At 44.5% G+C, this 16,951-nt stretch carries 16 protein-coding genes; 4 read left to right on the top strand and 12 right to left on the bottom strand.

All coding sequences use genetic code 11. The annotated features are described in order from the left end of the window. Window positions 1–349 precede the first annotated feature (349 nt). Window positions 350–1,237, top strand: a complete 888-nt coding sequence (locus GTU69_RS09355) for a DMT family transporter (RefSeq protein WP_166169995.1) — start codon at window positions 350–352, stop codon at window positions 1,235–1,237. 72 nt (window positions 1,238–1,309) lie between these two features. On the opposite strand, the gene pcaD is transcribed toward GTU69_RS09355, so the two are convergent. From pcaD to GTU69_RS09295, 12 genes are all read right to left on the bottom strand, one after another. Next, window positions 1,310–2,089 (bottom strand): 3-oxoadipate enol-lactonase, encoded by a 780-nt coding sequence (pcaD, locus tag GTU69_RS09350; RefSeq protein ID WP_166169994.1) that lies wholly within the window; start codon window positions 2,087–2,089, stop codon window positions 1,310–1,312. Between the two features lie 68 nt (window positions 2,090–2,157). Then, window positions 2,158–3,360 (bottom strand): 3-oxoadipyl-CoA thiolase, encoded by a 1,203-nt coding sequence (pcaF, locus tag GTU69_RS09345; RefSeq protein ID WP_166169993.1) that lies wholly within the window; start codon window positions 3,358–3,360, stop codon window positions 2,158–2,160. A gap of 183 nt (window positions 3,361–3,543) precedes the next feature. Next, window positions 3,544–4,200, bottom strand: a complete 657-nt coding sequence (locus tag GTU69_RS09340; RefSeq protein ID WP_131273832.1) for a 3-oxoacid CoA-transferase subunit B — start codon at window positions 4,198–4,200, stop codon at window positions 3,544–3,546. A gap of 19 nt (window positions 4,201–4,219) precedes the next feature. Then, window positions 4,220–4,891 (bottom strand): 3-oxoacid CoA-transferase subunit A, encoded by a 672-nt coding sequence (locus tag GTU69_RS09335; protein ID WP_166169991.1) that lies wholly within the window; start codon window positions 4,889–4,891, stop codon window positions 4,220–4,222. A gap of 20 nt (window positions 4,892–4,911) precedes the next feature. Next, window positions 4,912–6,141 carry a benzoate/H(+) symporter BenE gene (benE, locus tag GTU69_RS09330; protein ID WP_166169989.1) on the bottom strand — a complete coding sequence of 410 codons (1,230 nt, stop codon included), beginning with the start codon at window positions 6,139–6,141 and terminating at the stop codon, window positions 4,912–4,914. Between the two features lie 56 nt (window positions 6,142–6,197). Further along, on the bottom strand, window positions 6,198–6,983 hold the full coding sequence (benD, locus tag GTU69_RS09325) for a benzoate diol dehydrogenase BenD (protein ID WP_166169987.1): 786 nt from the start codon (window positions 6,981–6,983) through the stop codon (window positions 6,198–6,200). Window positions 6,984–6,996: 13 nt separating this feature from the next. Next, on the bottom strand, window positions 6,997–8,013 hold the full coding sequence (gene benC, locus GTU69_RS09320; RefSeq protein ID WP_166169985.1) for a benzoate 1,2-dioxygenase electron transfer component BenC: 1,017 nt from the start codon (window positions 8,011–8,013) through the stop codon (window positions 6,997–6,999). 87 nt (window positions 8,014–8,100) lie between these two features. Continuing rightward, complete coding sequence (gene benB / locus GTU69_RS09315; protein ID WP_086196942.1) at window positions 8,101–8,592, bottom strand: benzoate 1,2-dioxygenase small subunit; 492 nt, start codon at window positions 8,590–8,592, stop codon at window positions 8,101–8,103. Further along, a complete protein-coding gene (gene benA, locus GTU69_RS09310) occupies window positions 8,589–9,971 on the bottom strand; it encodes a benzoate 1,2-dioxygenase large subunit (RefSeq protein ID WP_166169983.1) in 1,383 nt (460 codons plus the stop codon). The genes benB and benA overlap by 4 nt, the downstream gene beginning before the upstream one ends. 95 nt (window positions 9,972–10,066) lie before the next feature. Further along, complete coding sequence (catA, locus tag GTU69_RS09305) at window positions 10,067–10,987, bottom strand: catechol 1,2-dioxygenase (RefSeq protein ID WP_166169981.1); 921 nt, start codon at window positions 10,985–10,987, stop codon at window positions 10,067–10,069. 149 nt (window positions 10,988–11,136) lie between these two features. Continuing rightward, a complete protein-coding gene (gene catC, locus GTU69_RS09300; RefSeq protein WP_166169979.1) occupies window positions 11,137–11,427 on the bottom strand; it encodes a muconolactone Delta-isomerase in 291 nt (96 codons plus the stop codon). Between the two features lie 13 nt (window positions 11,428–11,440). Next, entirely contained in the window at window positions 11,441–12,550 is a 1,110-nt protein-coding gene (locus tag GTU69_RS09295) for a muconate/chloromuconate family cycloisomerase (RefSeq protein WP_166169978.1), read from the bottom strand. Between the two features lie 115 nt (window positions 12,551–12,665). Here GTU69_RS09295 and GTU69_RS09290 point away from each other — a divergent pair, with 115 nt between their 5' ends. The 3 genes from GTU69_RS09290 (at window position 12,666) to GTU69_RS09280 (ending at window position 16,645) form a co-directional block, all read left to right on the top strand. Beyond that, a complete protein-coding gene (locus GTU69_RS09290) occupies window positions 12,666–13,577 on the top strand; it encodes a LysR family transcriptional regulator (RefSeq protein WP_166169976.1) in 912 nt (303 codons plus the stop codon). 257 nt (window positions 13,578–13,834) lie between these two features. After that, complete coding sequence (locus GTU69_RS09285) at window positions 13,835–15,208, top strand: aromatic acid/H+ symport family MFS transporter (RefSeq protein ID WP_166169974.1); 1,374 nt, start codon at window positions 13,835–13,837, stop codon at window positions 15,206–15,208. A gap of 168 nt (window positions 15,209–15,376) precedes the next feature. After that, entirely contained in the window at window positions 15,377–16,645 is a 1,269-nt protein-coding gene (locus tag GTU69_RS09280) for a DcaP family trimeric outer membrane transporter (RefSeq protein WP_166170092.1), read from the top strand. Window positions 16,646–16,951 lie beyond the last annotated feature (306 nt).

Raw genomic sequence — 16,951 nt, 5'->3', positions numbered from 1 at the left:
AACTTTTATCCATTAAATACAGATGCATCCTTATGGTTTCAGCTCATGTTTCAAGTCTAAATGAAGCCCTCGAATTGAAAGTGTAAAACTTGCTGCAAATAAAGTTTTAGCAGCCTATAAAGGCTGTAAGAAGTAAGTAAGAATATGAAATTATTAGTATTAACTATAAGCCTGATAAGCTGTTTAAGATTAAATTTTCGAAACTGAAAATAGCCAGTGCTTAATATTTTTTATGGTTCAGGGTATCAAGCCAAACTTTGCGCTATCAAAGCCCATCCCATTTTTAATTAGTCATGCCTCCGACTAGAGCATAGAATGAGTTCACTTTTGTTGTAATGGCGTTAGGCATATGGCAGTGAGCTGGATTTTCTTCACTTTAATGGCAGCATTTATGCAGGCCTGGCGTAATGCCTTCCAAAAACAGCTGAGCACTACGGTTGATGTCTGGGGAGTCACGCTGGCTCGGTTTATTTTTGGATTGCCATTTGCTGCTCTTTACCTCAGTAGTCTGTATTATTTCAAGCCGGTTGAAAGTATCGTCCACTTCACGCCAAAGTTCTGGGTCTACATTGTGATTGCAGCTTCCAGCCAGATTTTAGCCACTGCATTGATGGTACAGCTGTTTAAGCAAAAAAATTACGCGATTGGGGTAGGGCTGGCTAAAAGTGAAGCGATACTGGCCGCGATTATTGGCGTAACTTTTCTGGCTGACCATTTGTCCTTTCTGGCCTGGATCGGGGTGGCACTGGGTGGTTATGCGGTATTTTTGCTGAGTAAAGGCCAGCAGATGGCCGGGTTCTCAGCCAAAACACTGGCAATTGGTATCGGAAGTGGTTTAAGTTTTGCCATTACTTCACTACTGGTACGAGAAGCTAGTCTGGAACTCACAAATTTACCAAATTTACACCGTGCAGCATGGGTATTACTGCTGGTGATCAGTTTCCAGTGTATCAGTATGCTGCTTTATCTGGGGCTATTTAGCCGCCGTACTTTAATTGCCATGTGGCAACGTTTGGGCCTCACTTTTAAGGTGAGTGTGTGCAGTTTTATGGCATCGCTCGGCTGGTTTACTGCCATGAGCATGATGAGTGTACCGGTGGTCAAAACCTTAGGCCAAATCGAGATTCTGTTTAGTATGCTGATTTCCGCTTATTTCTTTAAAGAAAAACTGGCCCGTGCGGAGCATTGGGGATTGGTCTTAGTGGTGATTGCGGCAATCTTAGTGATCCGGGCCTGATGCGAGAAAAAAGATGCAAAAGATAAAAAGCCACTTCGAAAAGTGGCTTTTTATCTTTTGCTCTGTGCTTTTTTAAGCTGCAATAAATTTTTGCACCGCCTGATTAAAGGCTTCAGGTTGCTCTACATTGGAAATATGCGAGGCATTGATTTCAAACAGCTGACTATGGGCAATACGCTCTTGCATGAACTGACCATCAGCCACTGTAGTTACCGGATCTTGCTGACCTGCTATCACCAGTACCGGCACAGTAATATCTTTCAGCTGTTCGCGTAAATCCGCTTTAGCCAAAGCTTCACAACAGCTTGCATAACCTTCGCTGCTGCCAGCTTCCAAGTCGTTTTGAAGATTTTCAACTACTGTTGGGTTGCTTTGGATAAAGGGTTCAGTAAACCAGCGTGATGCTGCGGTAGAAGCGATTGGTTGTAGGCTTTGTTCACGCACCAGCGCGGCACGCTCATTCCAGGCCTGTTCCTGACCAATTTTGGCTGCCGTATTGCAGACAATCACGTGGCTAAAACGTTCGGGTTTATTAATCGCTAACCATTGACCGGTTAAACCACCCATTGAAATACCACAGAACGCAGCTTTTTCAATTTTTAAATGATCAAGCAGATTCACCACATCTTGACCCAGTTGATCAAGACTATACGGACCTTGTGGCGTAGATGAAGCCCCATGACCACGGGTGTCATAGCAAATCACAAAATAATCCTGTTTGAAGTGATTAAATTGTTTTTGCCACATCCCATAGTTGGTGCCGAGTGAATTAGAAAAAATCAAGGCTGGCTTAGATGCATCACCAAAGGTTTGATAATTAATCTGTGCATTATTCGATGTAAAAGTTGGCATTTTTTAAATCCTTAATCTTATAAATCCCCCTAAATCCCCCTTTATGAAAGGGGGACTTTGAATGAGGATTAAACGCGTTCAATAATCAAAGCGATGCCTTGACCGACACCAATACACATTGAACACAGACCGTATTTACCGCCAGTCTGTTCAAGCTGGTTCAGTGCAGTCATCACAAGACGCGCGCCAGATGCACCAAGTGGATGACCTAAAGCAATTGCACCACCATTTGGATTGACTTTCTCTGAACCATCTTCAATGCCCAAGTCACGAGTACAAGCCAAAGCTTGTGCTGCAAAGGCTTCATTCAGTTCAATCACGTCCATCTGTTCAATGGTCAAACCTGTTTGTGCCAATAATTTTTTGATGGCAGGTGCAGGACCAAAGCCCATAATGCGTGGTTCAACACCCACGACGGTTGAGCCAATAATTTTGGCACGTGGTTTTAAGCCGTGTTGAGTAACTGCCTCGTCAGATGCAATTAATAGGGCAGCCGCACCATCATTGATCCCGGAAGCATTACCTGCAGTTACGGTACCATCGGCTTTCACGACTGGCTTCAGTTTTGCCAAAGCTTCTGTAGTGGTCGCACGTGGATGTTCGTCTTTATCAACTACAACAGCATCGCCTTTACGCTGCGGAATCACCACAGGAATAATTTCTTTATCAAAGAAACCTTTGGCTTGTGCAGCAGCAGTACGTTGCTGGCTGGTTAAAGCAAACTGGTCCTGATCTGCACGGTTGATGTTGAACTGTTCCGCCAGGTTTTCAGCGGTTTGCGGCATGGTTTCCACGCCATACATTTCTTTCAGTTTCGGGTTAATGAAACGCCAGCCCATGGTGGTGTCTTCGATTTTCTGGCTACGGCCATAGGCAGATTCAGATTTACCCATCACAAATGGGGCACGAGACATGGATTCCACACCACCAGCAATAATCAGGTTCGCTTCACCGGCTTTAATCGCACGCGCAGCAATCGCTACTGCATCCAGAGATGAACCACACAGACGGTTCACGGTCGTTGCTGGCACCTGATAAGGCAGGCCTGCAAGCAGGGATGACATACGACCGACGTTACGGTTATCTTCACCGGCCTGGTTGGCACAGCCATAAATCACGTCATCAACTTGTTCCCAGTTAACCGATGGATTGCGTTCCATCAAGGCTTTGATTGGAAGTGCACCCAAGTCATCGGTACGGACAGGAGCCAGTCCACCGGCATAACGGCCGAATGGGGTACGGATGGCATCTACGATATAGGCATTTTTCATTGTGTATTTCTCACATATTTAAAAGAAGAAAACTCCTCCCTTTTTTAAAGGGTGAGAAGCATTGCTTCGCAAGGGAGGGATTGAATGAAGTAGTTTTATTCCTCAAATCCTCCCTAAATCCCTCCTGAACATGTTTTAAAGCACTGCTTTTAAAACTAAGTGCAAGAAAGGAGGGACTTCCCCTTAATTTGATTGAGTCGCATCAATCAGTTTGGCACCGGTCATTGACTGCAATTCTTCAAATGACAGACCTTCAACTTTCTCAATCACTTTCATGCCTTCAGGGGTGACATCAATCACGCAGAGATCAGTATAGATACGATCGACACATTTCAGGCCCGTTGCTGGATAAGCCAACTCAGCGACGATTTTTGGCTCGCCTTTTTTAGTCACGTGATCGGTGGTAATAAAGACTTTTTTCGCACCAACGGCCAAGTCCATTGCACCGCCCACTGCAGGAATCGCATCCGGTGCACCGGTATGCCAGTTGGCCAGGTCACCATTTTCAGCGACCTGGAAAGCACCGAGTACAGCGATGTCAAGGTGACCACCACGCATCATGGCGAAGGAATCACCGTGGTGGAAGAAGGCACCACCTTCAAGTAAGGTCACGAATTCTTTACCGGCATTAATCAGCTCAGGATCACGGTCTTCTTCAGCAGGAGGAGGGCCGAAAGCCAACAGGCCATTTTCAGAATGTAAAAACACGTCTTTGTCTGAAGGCAGGTAGCTGGAAATCTTGGTTGGTAAGCCAATGCCGAGGTTGACATAGGCGCCATCAGGAATGTCTTGTGCCACACGTTCAGCGATCTGGTCACGGGTCAGTTTGCTATAGCTCATCGTTTCTCTCCGATACCAATTATTGTGCAGGTTTAACTTGAACAACGTGTTGAACAAAAATTCCCGGGGTAATGATGTGTTCAGGATCCAGTGCACCCAGTTCAACCACTTCAGACACCTGGGCAATGGTCACGTCTGCTGCCATCGCCATGATTGGGCCAAAGTTACGCGCAGATTTACGGTACACCAGGTTGCCCCAACGGTCGCCTTTATGCGCCTTGATTAAGGCAAAATCCGCCTTGATCGGGTTTTCTAAAACGAAGTCTTTGCCTTCATAGTTCAGGGTCGGTTTACCTTCAGCCAGCAATGTTCCGAAACCTGTAGGCGTGTAGATTGGACCCAAGCCCATACCAGCAGCCTGAATACGGCAAGCCAGGTTACCTTGAGGCACCAGTTCCAGTTCGATTTTTCCGGCACGGTAAAGTTCGTCAAAGATGTAGGAGTCAGACTGACGCGGGAAAGAACAGATGATCTTGCGCACAGCACCGGTCTTTAAAAGTTTGGCCAGGCCGTAATCGCCATTACCAGCGTTATTATTTACAATAACCAGATCCTTGATGCCAAGCTCAATCAGGCCATCAATCAGCTCTGCCGGCTGACCCGCTGTACCAAAACCGCCAATCATGATGGTCGAACCATCTTTAATTTGAGAGAGGACTTCCGTTAATGAAGCCACGCTTTTATCGATCATAATCGTTCCTAACGCTAAAATTATTTAGTTTCAGTTTGGGAGAAGGAAACAGTGTTGGACACTGCGGGACCTGTTTTGGGTTTGCTTAATAAAAGATGGGCGACGAGACCGATACAAATGCCCCAAAACACCGAACTCAATCCGAGGAAATGCATACCGGATGCCGTAGCTAAAAAAGTGATTAAGGCTGCATCACGTTCGCTTTCATCTTTCATGGCCACTGAAATATTGGTGGCAATGGCACCCAATAGGGCAAGGCCTGCAAGTGCTGCAACCAGTTCTTTCGGCAGCAGGCTGAACAGCATGACAATACTGCCGGCAAATAAACCGCCTAAAATGTAAAACACACCATTGGCGATTCCTGCGATATAGCGCTTATCTTTAAGTTCATGTGCATCCTTACCCATACACAAGGCAGCGGTAATGGATGCCAAAACAATGGTGATGCCACCCACGCAAGCCACAGCAAGCGATGCAATACTGGTGGTAGTGATAATCGGTTTTGCAGGTGTGTCATAACCACTGAGTTTCATAATTGCCATGCCAGGCAAAAACTGCCCGCTAAGGCTGACCAAGATTAGTGGAATCGCCAGATTCAGCATGCCATTGATTGACCATTCAGGGCTAATCCACTGCGGAATGGCAAGACTGAAATCGACAGTGACTGGATTCATTTTGCCGAGGATTAAACTGAGTAAAACTCCTGCAAGCAGTACCCAAACCATGCTGTAGCGTGGACTTACGCGCTTGGATACTAAAAAAACCAGTAGCATGCCAAACACGATCAGGGGCATGCTGTTTGTAGCAGTGAACAGTCCCAAGCCAAATTGAAATAAAATCCCGGCCATCATGCCCGCTGCAATGGATTGGGGAATCCACTTCAATAACTTGTCGAAATAGCCTGTCAAACCAATAAAAAGAATCACCAAAGCGGCCGTGATATAGGCAGCGACCGCTTCATTTAATGAAATATTGGGAAATAGTGTGACCAGCAGTGCCGTGCCGGGCGCTGACCAGGCGGTGATAACCGGGACTTTGTACTTGATTGATAAAAAAATCCCTGCAACTGCTGCACCAATGGAGATGCCCCAGATCCATGAAATCATTATGCTGGGGTCAACATTGGCTTTTTGTGCTGCCTGGAAAAAGATGATTAATGGCCCGGAATAGGAAATCAGTACGGCTAGAAATCCTGCAACCGTTGCTGACACAGACCAGTCATCTTTTAAGCTTTTAAACAGGGTCGTCATTGCTACTGCCTCCATGCTGATAAATCAATGATCCTGTACCACGCCTATGATCAGGGTTAGCCCTGATCACCACCACCAACGGGAACCACTGTTCCTGTCATATAAGAAGATTCGTCAGATGCCAGGAAAGTGATGGCATTGACTTGTTCCTGAATTGTGCCGTAGCGTCCCAGAAAGGTACGGTCAATGGTTTGATCAACCACTTGCTGCATCCATTCTTTTTCAGATTCAGTCAGTGGGTTGGCATTGCGCGGTACTTTACGTGGAGGGGCTTCTGTTCCACCTGTCGCAACTGCATTGACACGAATACCATCTTTGGCATGTTCAAAGGCGAGGGAAGCGGTTAAACCATTTACGCCACCTTTTGAAGCTGAATAAGGCACACGGTTAATACCACGTGTTGCAATTGAAGATACGTTGACAATAGTACCTTGCTGATTCTTGATCATTTCAGGCAATACCGCACGGCAGCACCACATGGTTGGGAACAGTGAACGATTCACTTCCTTGATAATTTCTTCTTCAGAAAATTCTTCAAAGGGTTTCATCCAGATCGCCCCACCGACATTGTTGATGAGCACATCAACACGGCCATAGGTCTCAATTGCTTGGGCAACCACAGATTCTGCACCTGCAAAGGTTTCCAGGTTAGCCTTGACGATAATTGCATCACCTTCTTGTGCTTCAATTTCCGCTAATGTCTCGTCGACATAATTAGATATATCTGCTAGAACAACTTGAGCACCTTCGCTGGCCACTTGTAGCGCTACACCGCGACCGATGCCTTGAGCGGCACCGGTTACGATCACAACTTTGTTTTCAAATCTTTTTGCGCGATTCATTTGATTCTCCAACTTAGTTTGCAGAGAATTTTTCGAACAGGAAGTTTGCTGGTTTAACACCTTCAGCCTCTAACCAGCCACGAACCGCTTCGACCATAAGGACTGGACCACATAAGTAGATGTCCACGTCACCACCATTTAACCATTCATTATTAATATGGCCTGTGACATAACCTTTACGCTCATGTGCAGATTCCGGATTTGCCACAACGGTACGGTATTCAAACCATGGTAATTTTGCTTGAAGTTCGTTAAGGCGCTCTAATGCAACCAGGTCAAAGTCGTTGGTTACACCAAATACCAGACGTACAGGCTGTTCCGAACCTTTTTCTTCCAGAACGGATAACATGGATAAAAATGGCGCAATACCTGTACCACCTGCCAGCATCACGACAGGGCGTGCAACATTACGTAAATAGAAGCTACCGAAAGGACCAGTAAAAGTCATTTTGTCGCCCACTTTAGCCGTTTGGCTCAGGAAGCTGCTCATTTTGCCATTCGGGACGTTACGAACAACGAAACCGGTTTTACGGTCACCCGGTTTAGAGCTGAAAGAGTAAGAGCGGGTTTCAGATGTACCAGGGATACCGACATTGACATATTGGCCTGCTAGGAAATTAATTTCTGGCTCAGCAGCGTCAAGTTCGATTTCAAAAGTAATCGTTGATTCAGACAGGTTCTCAACAGAAGTTAGAGTACCTTGATAAGTATGAATTTGAGTTTTACAAACATCAGAAGTTGCTTGAATCTGGAATACAGCATCAGAAGTCGGGTGGCACTGGCAAGCCAGTACATAGCCTTCAGCCGCTTCTTCAGGTGTTAAAGCATCTTCGATATAAGTTTCTTCCGGCATATCATAAGTGCCTGATTCACAAAATGCACGACACGTACCACATGCACCATCACGGCAATCTAGCGGAATATTGATCTTTTGGCGATATGCTGCGTCAGAAAGAGTTTCACCGTCAACAACAGTAATAAAACGCGTTACGCCATCTTCAAATTGAAGTGCAACATTATGGTTTGACATGGCAAGTATCCTACAAATGAGTTAAAACATCAGGTGGCCCGGGCCAACATTCCATTGGGCCAGGACCGGTTTTCTAATCTAATCAGCTTAGATGTGGTAAACATCAATAACTTGGTTGATATAGTCGTTTTTCAGTACCACGTACTTGTTCAGGATTTTTGGCTGTTCGCCAGAGAAATCGATCACATAACGCGACATACCGAAGTAGCTGTAGTTTTTTTTGTAACGGAAACTCAAAGTATTCCAGTTAAAACGTACAGTCACCTGGTCACCGTTTTGTTCCACAATTTCAATGTTGCTGATGTTGTGGCTGGTACGGGTATCCGGCATGGTTGCTGAAGAACGTTCAGTCTTGATACGGAATACACGGTCTTCCAAACCTTGACGGTCCGGATAGAAAATCAGGGAGATTTCAGACTGAGGATCTTCGGTCAAGGTGTCATTGTCGTCCCAGGCTGGCATCCAGAACTGTGCATTCGGAGCGTAGCACTCTAACCAGTTATCCCATTGCTCGTCGTCCAGGAAGCGCGCTTCGCGGTAAAGGAATTGAGCAATATTTTCTAAAGTAATCGCGCTCATGCTTGTTCTCCTGCAGCAGCAATCTCTTTTTCAGCAGCAATTGCTTTTTTCATCAGTTTCAACCAGAACTCGTGTTGAGCCAGATATAGACCTTCGTCTTCAGTTTTAACGCCAGAAAGTTTTGGTTTTAAACCGATTTCATTGGCAGCCTCATCCGGACCTTGGATCCAGTGTTTAGAACCGCGGCTCATATCATTCCATTCAAGCGCGATACCTTGGTAGCCTGCTTGACATGCGCGGAATTCTTCCAGGTCATCCGGAGTTGCCATACCAGACGCGTTGAAGAAGTCTTCGTATTGACGGATACGACGTGCACGTGCTTCAGGTGCTTCACCTTTAGGCGCGATACAGTAGATGGTTACTTCCGTCTTATCGACAGAGATCGGGCGCAGTACACGGATTTGTGAACCGAACTGATCCATGAAGTAAACGTTTGGATAGATACACAGGTTACGCGAACGCTCGATCATCCATTTCGCCATGGCTGCACCGTATTTCTCGGTGTATTCATCTTTTTTCGGGAAGTTTGGACGGTCTTCCGGGTTTGCCCATTGTGTCCAAAGCAGCATGTGGCCGTTTTCAAAACCGTAAGAACCACCGCCTTGTTTACCCCAAGAACCAGCGCTCATCGCACGGATGTTATCGCCGCCTTGTTTTTCTTTGCGTTGCTGAGTTGTCGCAGCGTAGTTCCAGTGAACTGCAGACACGTGGTAACCATCAGCACCGTTTTCAGCAGTCAGTTTCCAGTTACCTTCGTAGGTATAGGTAGATGCACCACGTAGAACTTCCAGACCTTCTTCAGACTGACCTACGATCATGTCGATGATTTTGGTTGCTTCACCAAGGTATTCTTCAAGAGAAGGAACGTCCGGGTTCAAGCTACCGAACAGGAAGCCTTTGTAGTTTTCAAAACGTGCAACTTTTTTCAGGTCGTGTGAACCTTCTTTGTTGAAGCAGTCAGAATAACCGGCATCAGAAGGATCTTTAACTTTTAACAACTTACCAGAGTTGTTGAATGTCCAGCCGTGGAAAGGGCAGGTATAAGTTGCTTTGTTACCGCGTTTGTAACGGCAAAGCTCTGCACCACGGTGTGAACAGGCATTGATCATGGCATTCAGTTCGCCATTACGGTTACGCGCAATGATGATTGGCTGACGGCCAATGTTCGTGGTGTAGTAATCGTTGATATTCGGAATTTGGCTTTCATGTGCCAAGTAAACCCAATTGCCTTCAAAGATATATTTCATCTCTAAGTCAAATAAGGCTTCATCAGTAAATACTGAACGATGGAGTTTGAATTCACCTGTTTCATAATTTTCAACAAGTAATTCATCGATACGATCTAGATGGCTGGTATTGATTACAGGAATACGTGGCATGTCCGTTCTCCGACTTTCCAAATTTTAGGGAAGTCACCACATCGCTTCATTGCCCTTCTTTGGGGAATGAAGCGCTGCAGTTCCTTGTTTGCTAATTAAGCGCTTGCGCGACGACGTTCAACTTCAGTAGAAGGCGCACCTTCTTTGTCTTTTTGAAGTACAACGTCGAACTGGATGTGTTTGAAAGGACCTTTCAAGCCGCGACGCGCAATTTCAGCTTCGTCAGTAACGTCAACCGCAGTTGCTACCAGACCTTCGCGAGTACCGAATGCGAAGTCATCCCAAAGGTATTTGTCGCCTTCGATGTTGAACTGAGTTGTCAACTTGCGGTGACCTGGCGCAGAGATAAAGTAGTGCACGTGCGCAGGACGCTGACCGTGACGAGAAAGCTTGTTCAACATGTGTTGTAACGGACCTTCAGGGTTCAAACCGTAACCTACAGGCATAGTGGTTTGCGCAGTGTAGTTACCGTTTTCATCACTCAGGATGGTGCGACGAAGGTTGAAGTGTGACTGAGATTTGTCGAAGTAAGAGTAGTTACCATTGCTGTTGGCATGCCACATTTCTACTTTAGCACCAGAAAGAATTTCACCATCAGTGTCAGTTACTTTACCTTCGATGATAAGTGTCGGGATTTTACCTTCTTCAGTACCATCGTCCATGCGAGCGAAACCTGTTGATTCAGGTGCACCAGCAACATATAGAGGGCCTTCGATTGTACGTGGTGTACCACCCGTTAAACCTGCTTTTGCATCAGCTTCATCAGCACGCAAGTCCAGGAAGTGTTCCAGGCCGATTGCTGAACCTAACAGTGCAAATTCATCAGCTTTTGCCATGTCGATCAGCGCTTCTACACCTTTCCAAACTTCAGACTGGCTTAGATCAAGATCTTCAATGGCTTGGTAAAAGTCTGTAACCAGACGCACAACAACTTGTTGTAAACGGGCATCTACTGGACCTTCAGAAGTGTCTACGTTACAAGCTTTAACTACATTTTCAATGGTTTGACGATCCATTTTATTACTCCTTGGATGGGTACTTTGGTGGCAAATATCTCTGCTTAAAGAGATCGATGGCTGCCACTTTCCTTGTTTGCTACTTGGTATGTTAAATATGTTTTTTTGTGAAACTGGAACACAGGTTTATTCCAGTTTTCAGGGTTAAATCAGGTGTCATCGTCACGAACAGATGAGGGGTGACGGTTTAATGCCATCACTTCAATGTTCATGTAAGGGTAGAGCGGAAGACCCTGTAAAATGTTATGCAGTTCTTCGTTGCTCTCAACATCAAAAATACTGATGTTTGAGTATTGGCCAGTAATGCGCCAGATATGACGCCATTTGCCTTGACGCTGCAATTCCTGTGAATAAGCCTTTTCAACGGCTTTAATTTCATTTGCCTGTTCAACGGGCATATCACGTGGAATATTTACATCCATTCGTACTTGGAAAAGCATGGGTTTCTCCTGATTACTGACGACGTAAGTTGTCAATCTTGTTTTCATCCAGCTCAATACCCAGACCTGGACCGTTCGGAATCTCAAGTTCAAAGTTCTGATAATTGAGCGGGGTTTTCAAAATATTTTCGGTAAGCAGCAATGGACCAAACAGTTCGGTGCCATACGCCAGATTTTCAAAGGTAGAGAAGACATGAGCAGAGGCAATCGTACCCACCGGGCCTTCCAGCATGGTGCCGCCGTACAGGTCGATACCTGCCAGTTTAGCGACTTTTCCAACCTCACAACCTTCAACTAAACCGCCCGATTGGGCCACTTTTACTGCAAAAACTGATGCACCATTGTTACGTGCAATTTGATAAGCCGAGTGCGGACCCATCAAGGATTCGTCTGCCATGATGGCCACATCAAAACGGCGAGTCAGATGTCGCATTGCATCCAGATTGTCAATTGCACATGGCTGTTCGATCAGATCCACACCACCATCTTGTAACAACTGAATACCTTTGATCGCTTCAAGCTCAGACCAGGCACGGTTTACATCGACACGAATCGAGATGTCTTTGCCCAAGGCTTTCTTGATAGCCAGTACATGTTCAACATCTTCTTCAACCGGGCGTGAACCAATTTTCAGTTTGAACACATTGTGGCGTTTTGCCTCAATCATTTTCTGCGCTTCAGCAATATCTTTCTCGGTATTACCTGAGGCCAATACCCAAAGTACCGGAATACTGTTACGTAAACGTCCACCTAATACTTCACTGAGTGGCAGGTTGAGACGTTGCGCCTTAATATCCAGCAGGGCAGTCTGAATGGCACATTTGGCAAAACGGTTGCCATTAATATTTTTTTTGATTACCTGTAATGTTTGTGCAACATTTAAACCGGATAATGTTTTTAAAAGCGGTGCGAAATAAGTATCAATATTAACTTTGACACTTTCCGGGCTTTCTTCACCATAGCCTAATCCACCAATAGTGGTTGCTTCGCCCCAGCCTACATAACCATCTTCTGTGGTAATTTTAACCAACACCAGTGTCTGGGTTTGCATGGTTGCGACAGCCATCTTGTGGGGACGGATGGTTGGAATTTCCACCAGCAACGTTTCTATAGACTTATACATCTTTAAAATTCTCGATCTTGCTTTATGCCTGTCTTGTGATATACCTTAAAGGAATAGTTTTAATTGGTCGAAGATCAATTTTGCATTTTTTTATACTTTAAAGATATTTTTGACTATGGAACTTAGACATCTACGTTACTTCGTTGCAGTGGTTGAAGAGCAAAGTTTTACCAAAGCGGCTGAAAAACTCTTTATTGCTCAACCTCCTTTAAGCCGACAGATCCAAAATTTAGAGCAAGAGCTAGATATTCAGCTGTTTGAGCGGGGTAGTCGCCCACTTAAGACTACAGAAGCAGGACAATTTTTTTATCAGCATGCGGTTAAACTTTTGTCTAATGCTGAAGAAATAAAATCGATGACGAAACGTATCGGGATTGCCGATCGGACCATTACCATTGGTTTTGTTGGTTCTTTATTGTTCGGTTTGCTATCGCGCATCATGTTTCTTTTTAAACAGCAGCATCCTTATCTCAAGATTGAAATGATGGAAATGAATACCTATGAGCAGATTCAGGCGCTTAAAGAAGGAAAGATTGATGTCGGCTTTGGCCGTTTAAGAATTTCTGACCCTGCGATTAAACGTGTACTACTTCGTGAAGAGCCTCTTGTAGCGGCAGTGCATGCCAGCCATCCTTTAGGACAGCGTTCTGGTGTGAACCTGTCGGAACTGGTAGATCACCAGTTATTCTTGTATCCCAATACTGGCAAGGCCAATTTTGCCAGTCAGGTCCGTGGTATATTTTCCGAGTATGGCCTGGAACCCAAAAATGTTCGTGAAGTACGTGAACTGCAGCTTGCACTCGGTTTTGTTGCCGCTGGAGAGGGAATTTGCCTGGTGCCGGAAAGTGCCAAAAACATTAAATTGGCGCATTTAAACTTTATACCGATATTAGACAGTTTTGCGGTGAGTCCAGTCTTTATGGCCATTCGTAATATGGATGAAAGTGAATACATCCAGTTCCTGTTTGATGCGGTATATCAGGTTTATGACCTGGAAGCGGTGCAATATGATCGTGCCGTGTTCTGATCAGGCACAGTAAAAAACAACCCTAAAAACCTTAAATATAGAAAATTTCTCCAAATAATGAGACTCAATAAAATATTTTCATATAAAAAGGTGATGGGTCTCATGGCCTTTAATATATCTAAAGCATAGTAAATACAGGATTTTGACCTAAACCAGACTTTATAGGTATAGAAACATGCCTATTCAGTTTTGGACATTTTTTCGCATCTTCTGCATTGTGAGCACCAGAAACTGAACTTCACAATTAGGAGGTGGAGATGTCTACAAATAAAGTGAATATTAATACGCTGATCGATGAGGCTAAATTTACGAAATTTCATTGGGGAGTCTTATTCTGGTGCCTGATGATCATCATTTTTGATGGTTATGACCTGGTGATTTACGGAGTGGCTCTACCATTGTTAATGCAGGAATGGGCACTCAGTACCGTACAGGCGGGTTTACTTGCCAGTACCGCATTATTCGGCATGATGTTCGGTGCCATGAGCTTTGGTACTCTCTCTGACAAGATTGGCCGTAAAAAAACCATTATGATCTGTGTTGCACTTTTCAGTGGTTTTACCTTTTTAGGTTCTTTTGCCAGTAACCCTACTGAGTTCGGTATTCTTCGCTTCTTAGCCGGTTTGGGAATTGGTGGCGTAATGCCAAACGTGGTTGCCCTCATGACCGAATATGCACCAAAACGTATCCGCAGCACGCTTGTTGCCCTGATGTTTAGTGGTTATGCGATTGGTGGAATGTCGTCTGCATTATTGGGCGCATGGTTGGTACCGCAGTTTGGCTGGAAAATCATGTTCCTTCTTGCCGGTACTCCATTATTACTTTTGCCGGTTATCTGGATGTTCCTACCTGAATCGTTGATGTATTTAACTGTGAAAAATCAGACCGTAAAATCGCATGGCATTATCCAGAAAATTGCGCCTCAACTCAGTATTCAAAAAGATACGCAATTTGTCCTGAATGACGTGTTAAAAGGCGATGAAGCTCCACTCAAAGCATTATTCCAGCAAGGCCGTAGTTTCAGTACTTTCATGTTCTGGATTGCATTCTTCATGTGCTTATTGATGGTGTATGCATTAGGCAGCTGGTTGCCAAAATTGATGATCCAAGCAGGTTACTCACTGGGCGCAAGTATGATCTTCCTGTTTGCCTTGAATATTGGCGGCATGATTGGCGCGATTGGTGGTGGTGCATTGGCTGACCGCTTCCATATCAAAAAAGTACTCGTGATTATGTTTATATGCGGTGCAGCAGCGTTAATTTTACTTGGTTTTAACAGCCCACAAATCGTGTTGTATACCTTAATTTCAGTAGCAGGTGCAGCAACCATTGGTTCACAAATCTTGTTATACACCTTCGTAGCACAGTACTACCCATCAACTGTACGTTCTACCGGAATGGGCTGGGCATCAGGCATTGGTCGTATTGGCGCAATTGTTGGGCCAGTATTAACAGGTGCATTATTAACCATGAACTTACCCCACCAAATGAACTTCTTTGCTATTGCGATTCCAGGTGTAATTGCGGCGTTAGCAATCTTAATGGTGAATTTAAAAGCTTCTGTGGATGCAAAAGCCCTTACAGAGTCTAGTGCAAACAGCAATCTAGTTGCACAAGAATCAACCCAATAATTTCTTTACCTTTCCATTAATCTACTGTCATCAATGATATAGATCGCCATCGTAAGCGATGGTGATCTGTTGCTAGAATTTGACGGCACAATAACAAGCGAGTTTAGGATGAACGCGGAAATATTAACCCAAACAACTGATTTACAAGCAACAACGGTTCGACCAAATATGCAGCGTACGCTCATGATGAGCATGATTGCATTAAGCATGGGAGGGATGAGTGTTGCAGCGCAAGCACAAACCCAGCAGCAAAATGAAATTGAACAGCTTAGACAGGAAGTTCAGGCTTTACGTAGTTTGGTGGAGCAGCAAAAAGTACAGAATGCACAAACTGCAACAGCAATTGCTAACGTACAACGTACTGCAGCAACTGTGCCAGCGAACCCTGTATTAAAAACTGCCAAAGGTGCCGAGTTTAATTTATATGGTAACGTGCGTTTAGATGCCTCTTATAAGGTTGACGGCGGTCCTATCGATTGGCCATATAACCAGATCAATAACGTGGCACTGGAAGGTACTGCCGGAAATAGCGATCGTTTAAGCTCGACTTTATCTGCAACGCGTTTAGGTCTTGATTTTAAAACTCAGGCTGCTGAGCAAGAGGTCAAGGGTAAAATTGAAGTCGACTTTTTGGGTGGAGCCAACTTCGATAATCTGCGTATCCGTCATGCCTATGTAAATTATGGTAACTGGCTGTTGGGGCAAACCTGGTCAAACTTTGCAGTACCGGATTATATGCCAGAAACCATTGATGCAAATGCATACGTTGGTGGTGCTGTGAAACGTACACCACAAGTGCGTTATACCGCCAAATTTAATCCACAAACCAATTTGGTATTAGCTGCTGAAGATCCTAAAGATAAATTGGTTACTGATAAGGTGATCACTCAGCGTTTACCGGCGTTAACCGCACGTTTAAATCATCAATTTGCAGATAACTTGAATGTCAGCGTACGTGCCATGGGCCATGAAAAGCGTATCAATTCTGAAGAAGAAATGGCATGGGGGGTAGGTGTAGGTGCAAAGTATGATGTTGTACCTGGTACCACCTTAAAAGCAGATTATTACCATGTTAAAGGCGATAGCAGCTTCGTATCATTTGCCAATAAAGGTGTTGTTGTAGAAGCAGATGGTAGTCTTGTACAAAATGAATTTGATTCTATTATGCTAGGTGTTACCCAAAAATTTAGTGACAAATTACATGGCACTTTGGGCTACGGCTATATGACTTTTGATAAAGATCAAAATTATCTGGATGCTCCTGGAAGTGCAGTTACAGCCAATAAAGACCTCTGGCAAGCCTGGGCAAATGTTTTTTATAGCCCAACCAAGCCTTTGAGTTTTGGTCTTGAATATGTCTATGGTGAACGCGAAACTTTTGCTAGCAAGACAGGTGAAGACAACCGCTTAAATGCAGTTGCAATCTATAACTTCTAATAGTCCCCTAAATAAAGACCTCTTATTATGTACTACATAGTAAGGGGTCTATTTTTATATGTATATTGTGATCATTTGAGAGCCGAAACCTGAGCCAGAACAAAGCACAGCCAGAGGACCAGATCTTTTTTGCTATTACCTCATTGTGAACCACTCGTTTAGAATGACTAAATTTAGTATTTCTTGCCTCACATCCTCTAAAAAATACTTGCACTCGCAAATATAGACGAATTATCAACAGATCCTCATTTTCTATTACTGAATTTCGCACAGTGAAAATTAGTGCATAGTCACGATAAGGTCTAT

This window comes from Acinetobacter sp. SA01 (assembly GCF_011319235.1).
Lineage (GTDB): Bacteria > Pseudomonadota > Gammaproteobacteria > Pseudomonadales > Moraxellaceae > Acinetobacter.
This window is presented reverse-complemented; position numbering and strand designations above follow the sequence as displayed.

Bases quoted from the DNA above. Each gene is read 5' to 3' on its own strand.
- benB (WP_086196942.1), bottom strand. From the start codon at position 8,592: ATGAGCGCGATTACTTTAGAAAATATTGCTCAATTCCTTTACCGCGAA.
- catA (WP_166169981.1), bottom strand. From the start codon at position 10,987: ATGGATCGTCAAACCATTGAAAATGTAGTTAAAGCTTGTAACGTAGAC.
- catC (WP_166169979.1), bottom strand. From the start codon at position 11,427: ATGCTTTTCCAAGTACGAATGGATGTAAATATTCCACGTGATATGCCC.
- GTU69_RS09280 (WP_166170092.1), top strand. From the start codon at position 15,377: ATGCAGCGTACGCTCATGATGAGCATGATTGCATTAAGCATGGGAGGG.
- GTU69_RS09355 (WP_166169995.1), top strand. From the start codon at position 350: ATGGCAGTGAGCTGGATTTTCTTCACTTTAATGGCAGCATTTATGCAG.
- GTU69_RS09290 (WP_166169976.1), top strand. From the start codon at position 12,666: ATGGAACTTAGACATCTACGTTACTTCGTTGCAGTGGTTGAAGAGCAA.
- pcaF (WP_166169993.1), bottom strand. From the start codon at position 3,360: ATGAAAAATGCCTATATCGTAGATGCCATCCGTACCCCATTCGGCCGT.
- benD (WP_166169987.1), bottom strand. From the start codon at position 6,983: ATGAATCGCGCAAAAAGATTTGAAAACAAAGTTGTGATCGTAACCGGT.
- pcaD (WP_166169994.1), bottom strand. From the start codon at position 2,089: ATGCCAACTTTTACATCGAATAATGCACAGATTAATTATCAAACCTTT.
- GTU69_RS09340 (WP_131273832.1), bottom strand. From the start codon at position 4,200: ATGAGCTATAGCAAACTGACCCGTGACCAGATCGCTGAACGTGTGGCA.
- benA (WP_166169983.1), bottom strand. From the start codon at position 9,971: ATGCCACGTATTCCTGTAATCAATACCAGCCATCTAGATCGTATCGAT.
- GTU69_RS09285 (WP_166169974.1), top strand. From the start codon at position 13,835: ATGTCTACAAATAAAGTGAATATTAATACGCTGATCGATGAGGCTAAA.
- GTU69_RS09335 (WP_166169991.1), bottom strand. From the start codon at position 4,891: ATGATCGATAAAAGCGTGGCTTCATTAACGGAAGTCCTCTCTCAAATT.
- GTU69_RS09295 (WP_166169978.1), bottom strand. From the start codon at position 12,550: ATGTATAAGTCTATAGAAACGTTGCTGGTGGAAATTCCAACCATCCGT.
- benE (WP_166169989.1), bottom strand. From the start codon at position 6,141: ATGACGACCCTGTTTAAAAGCTTAAAAGATGACTGGTCTGTGTCAGCA.
- benC (WP_166169985.1), bottom strand. From the start codon at position 8,013: ATGTCAAACCATAATGTTGCACTTCAATTTGAAGATGGCGTAACGCGT.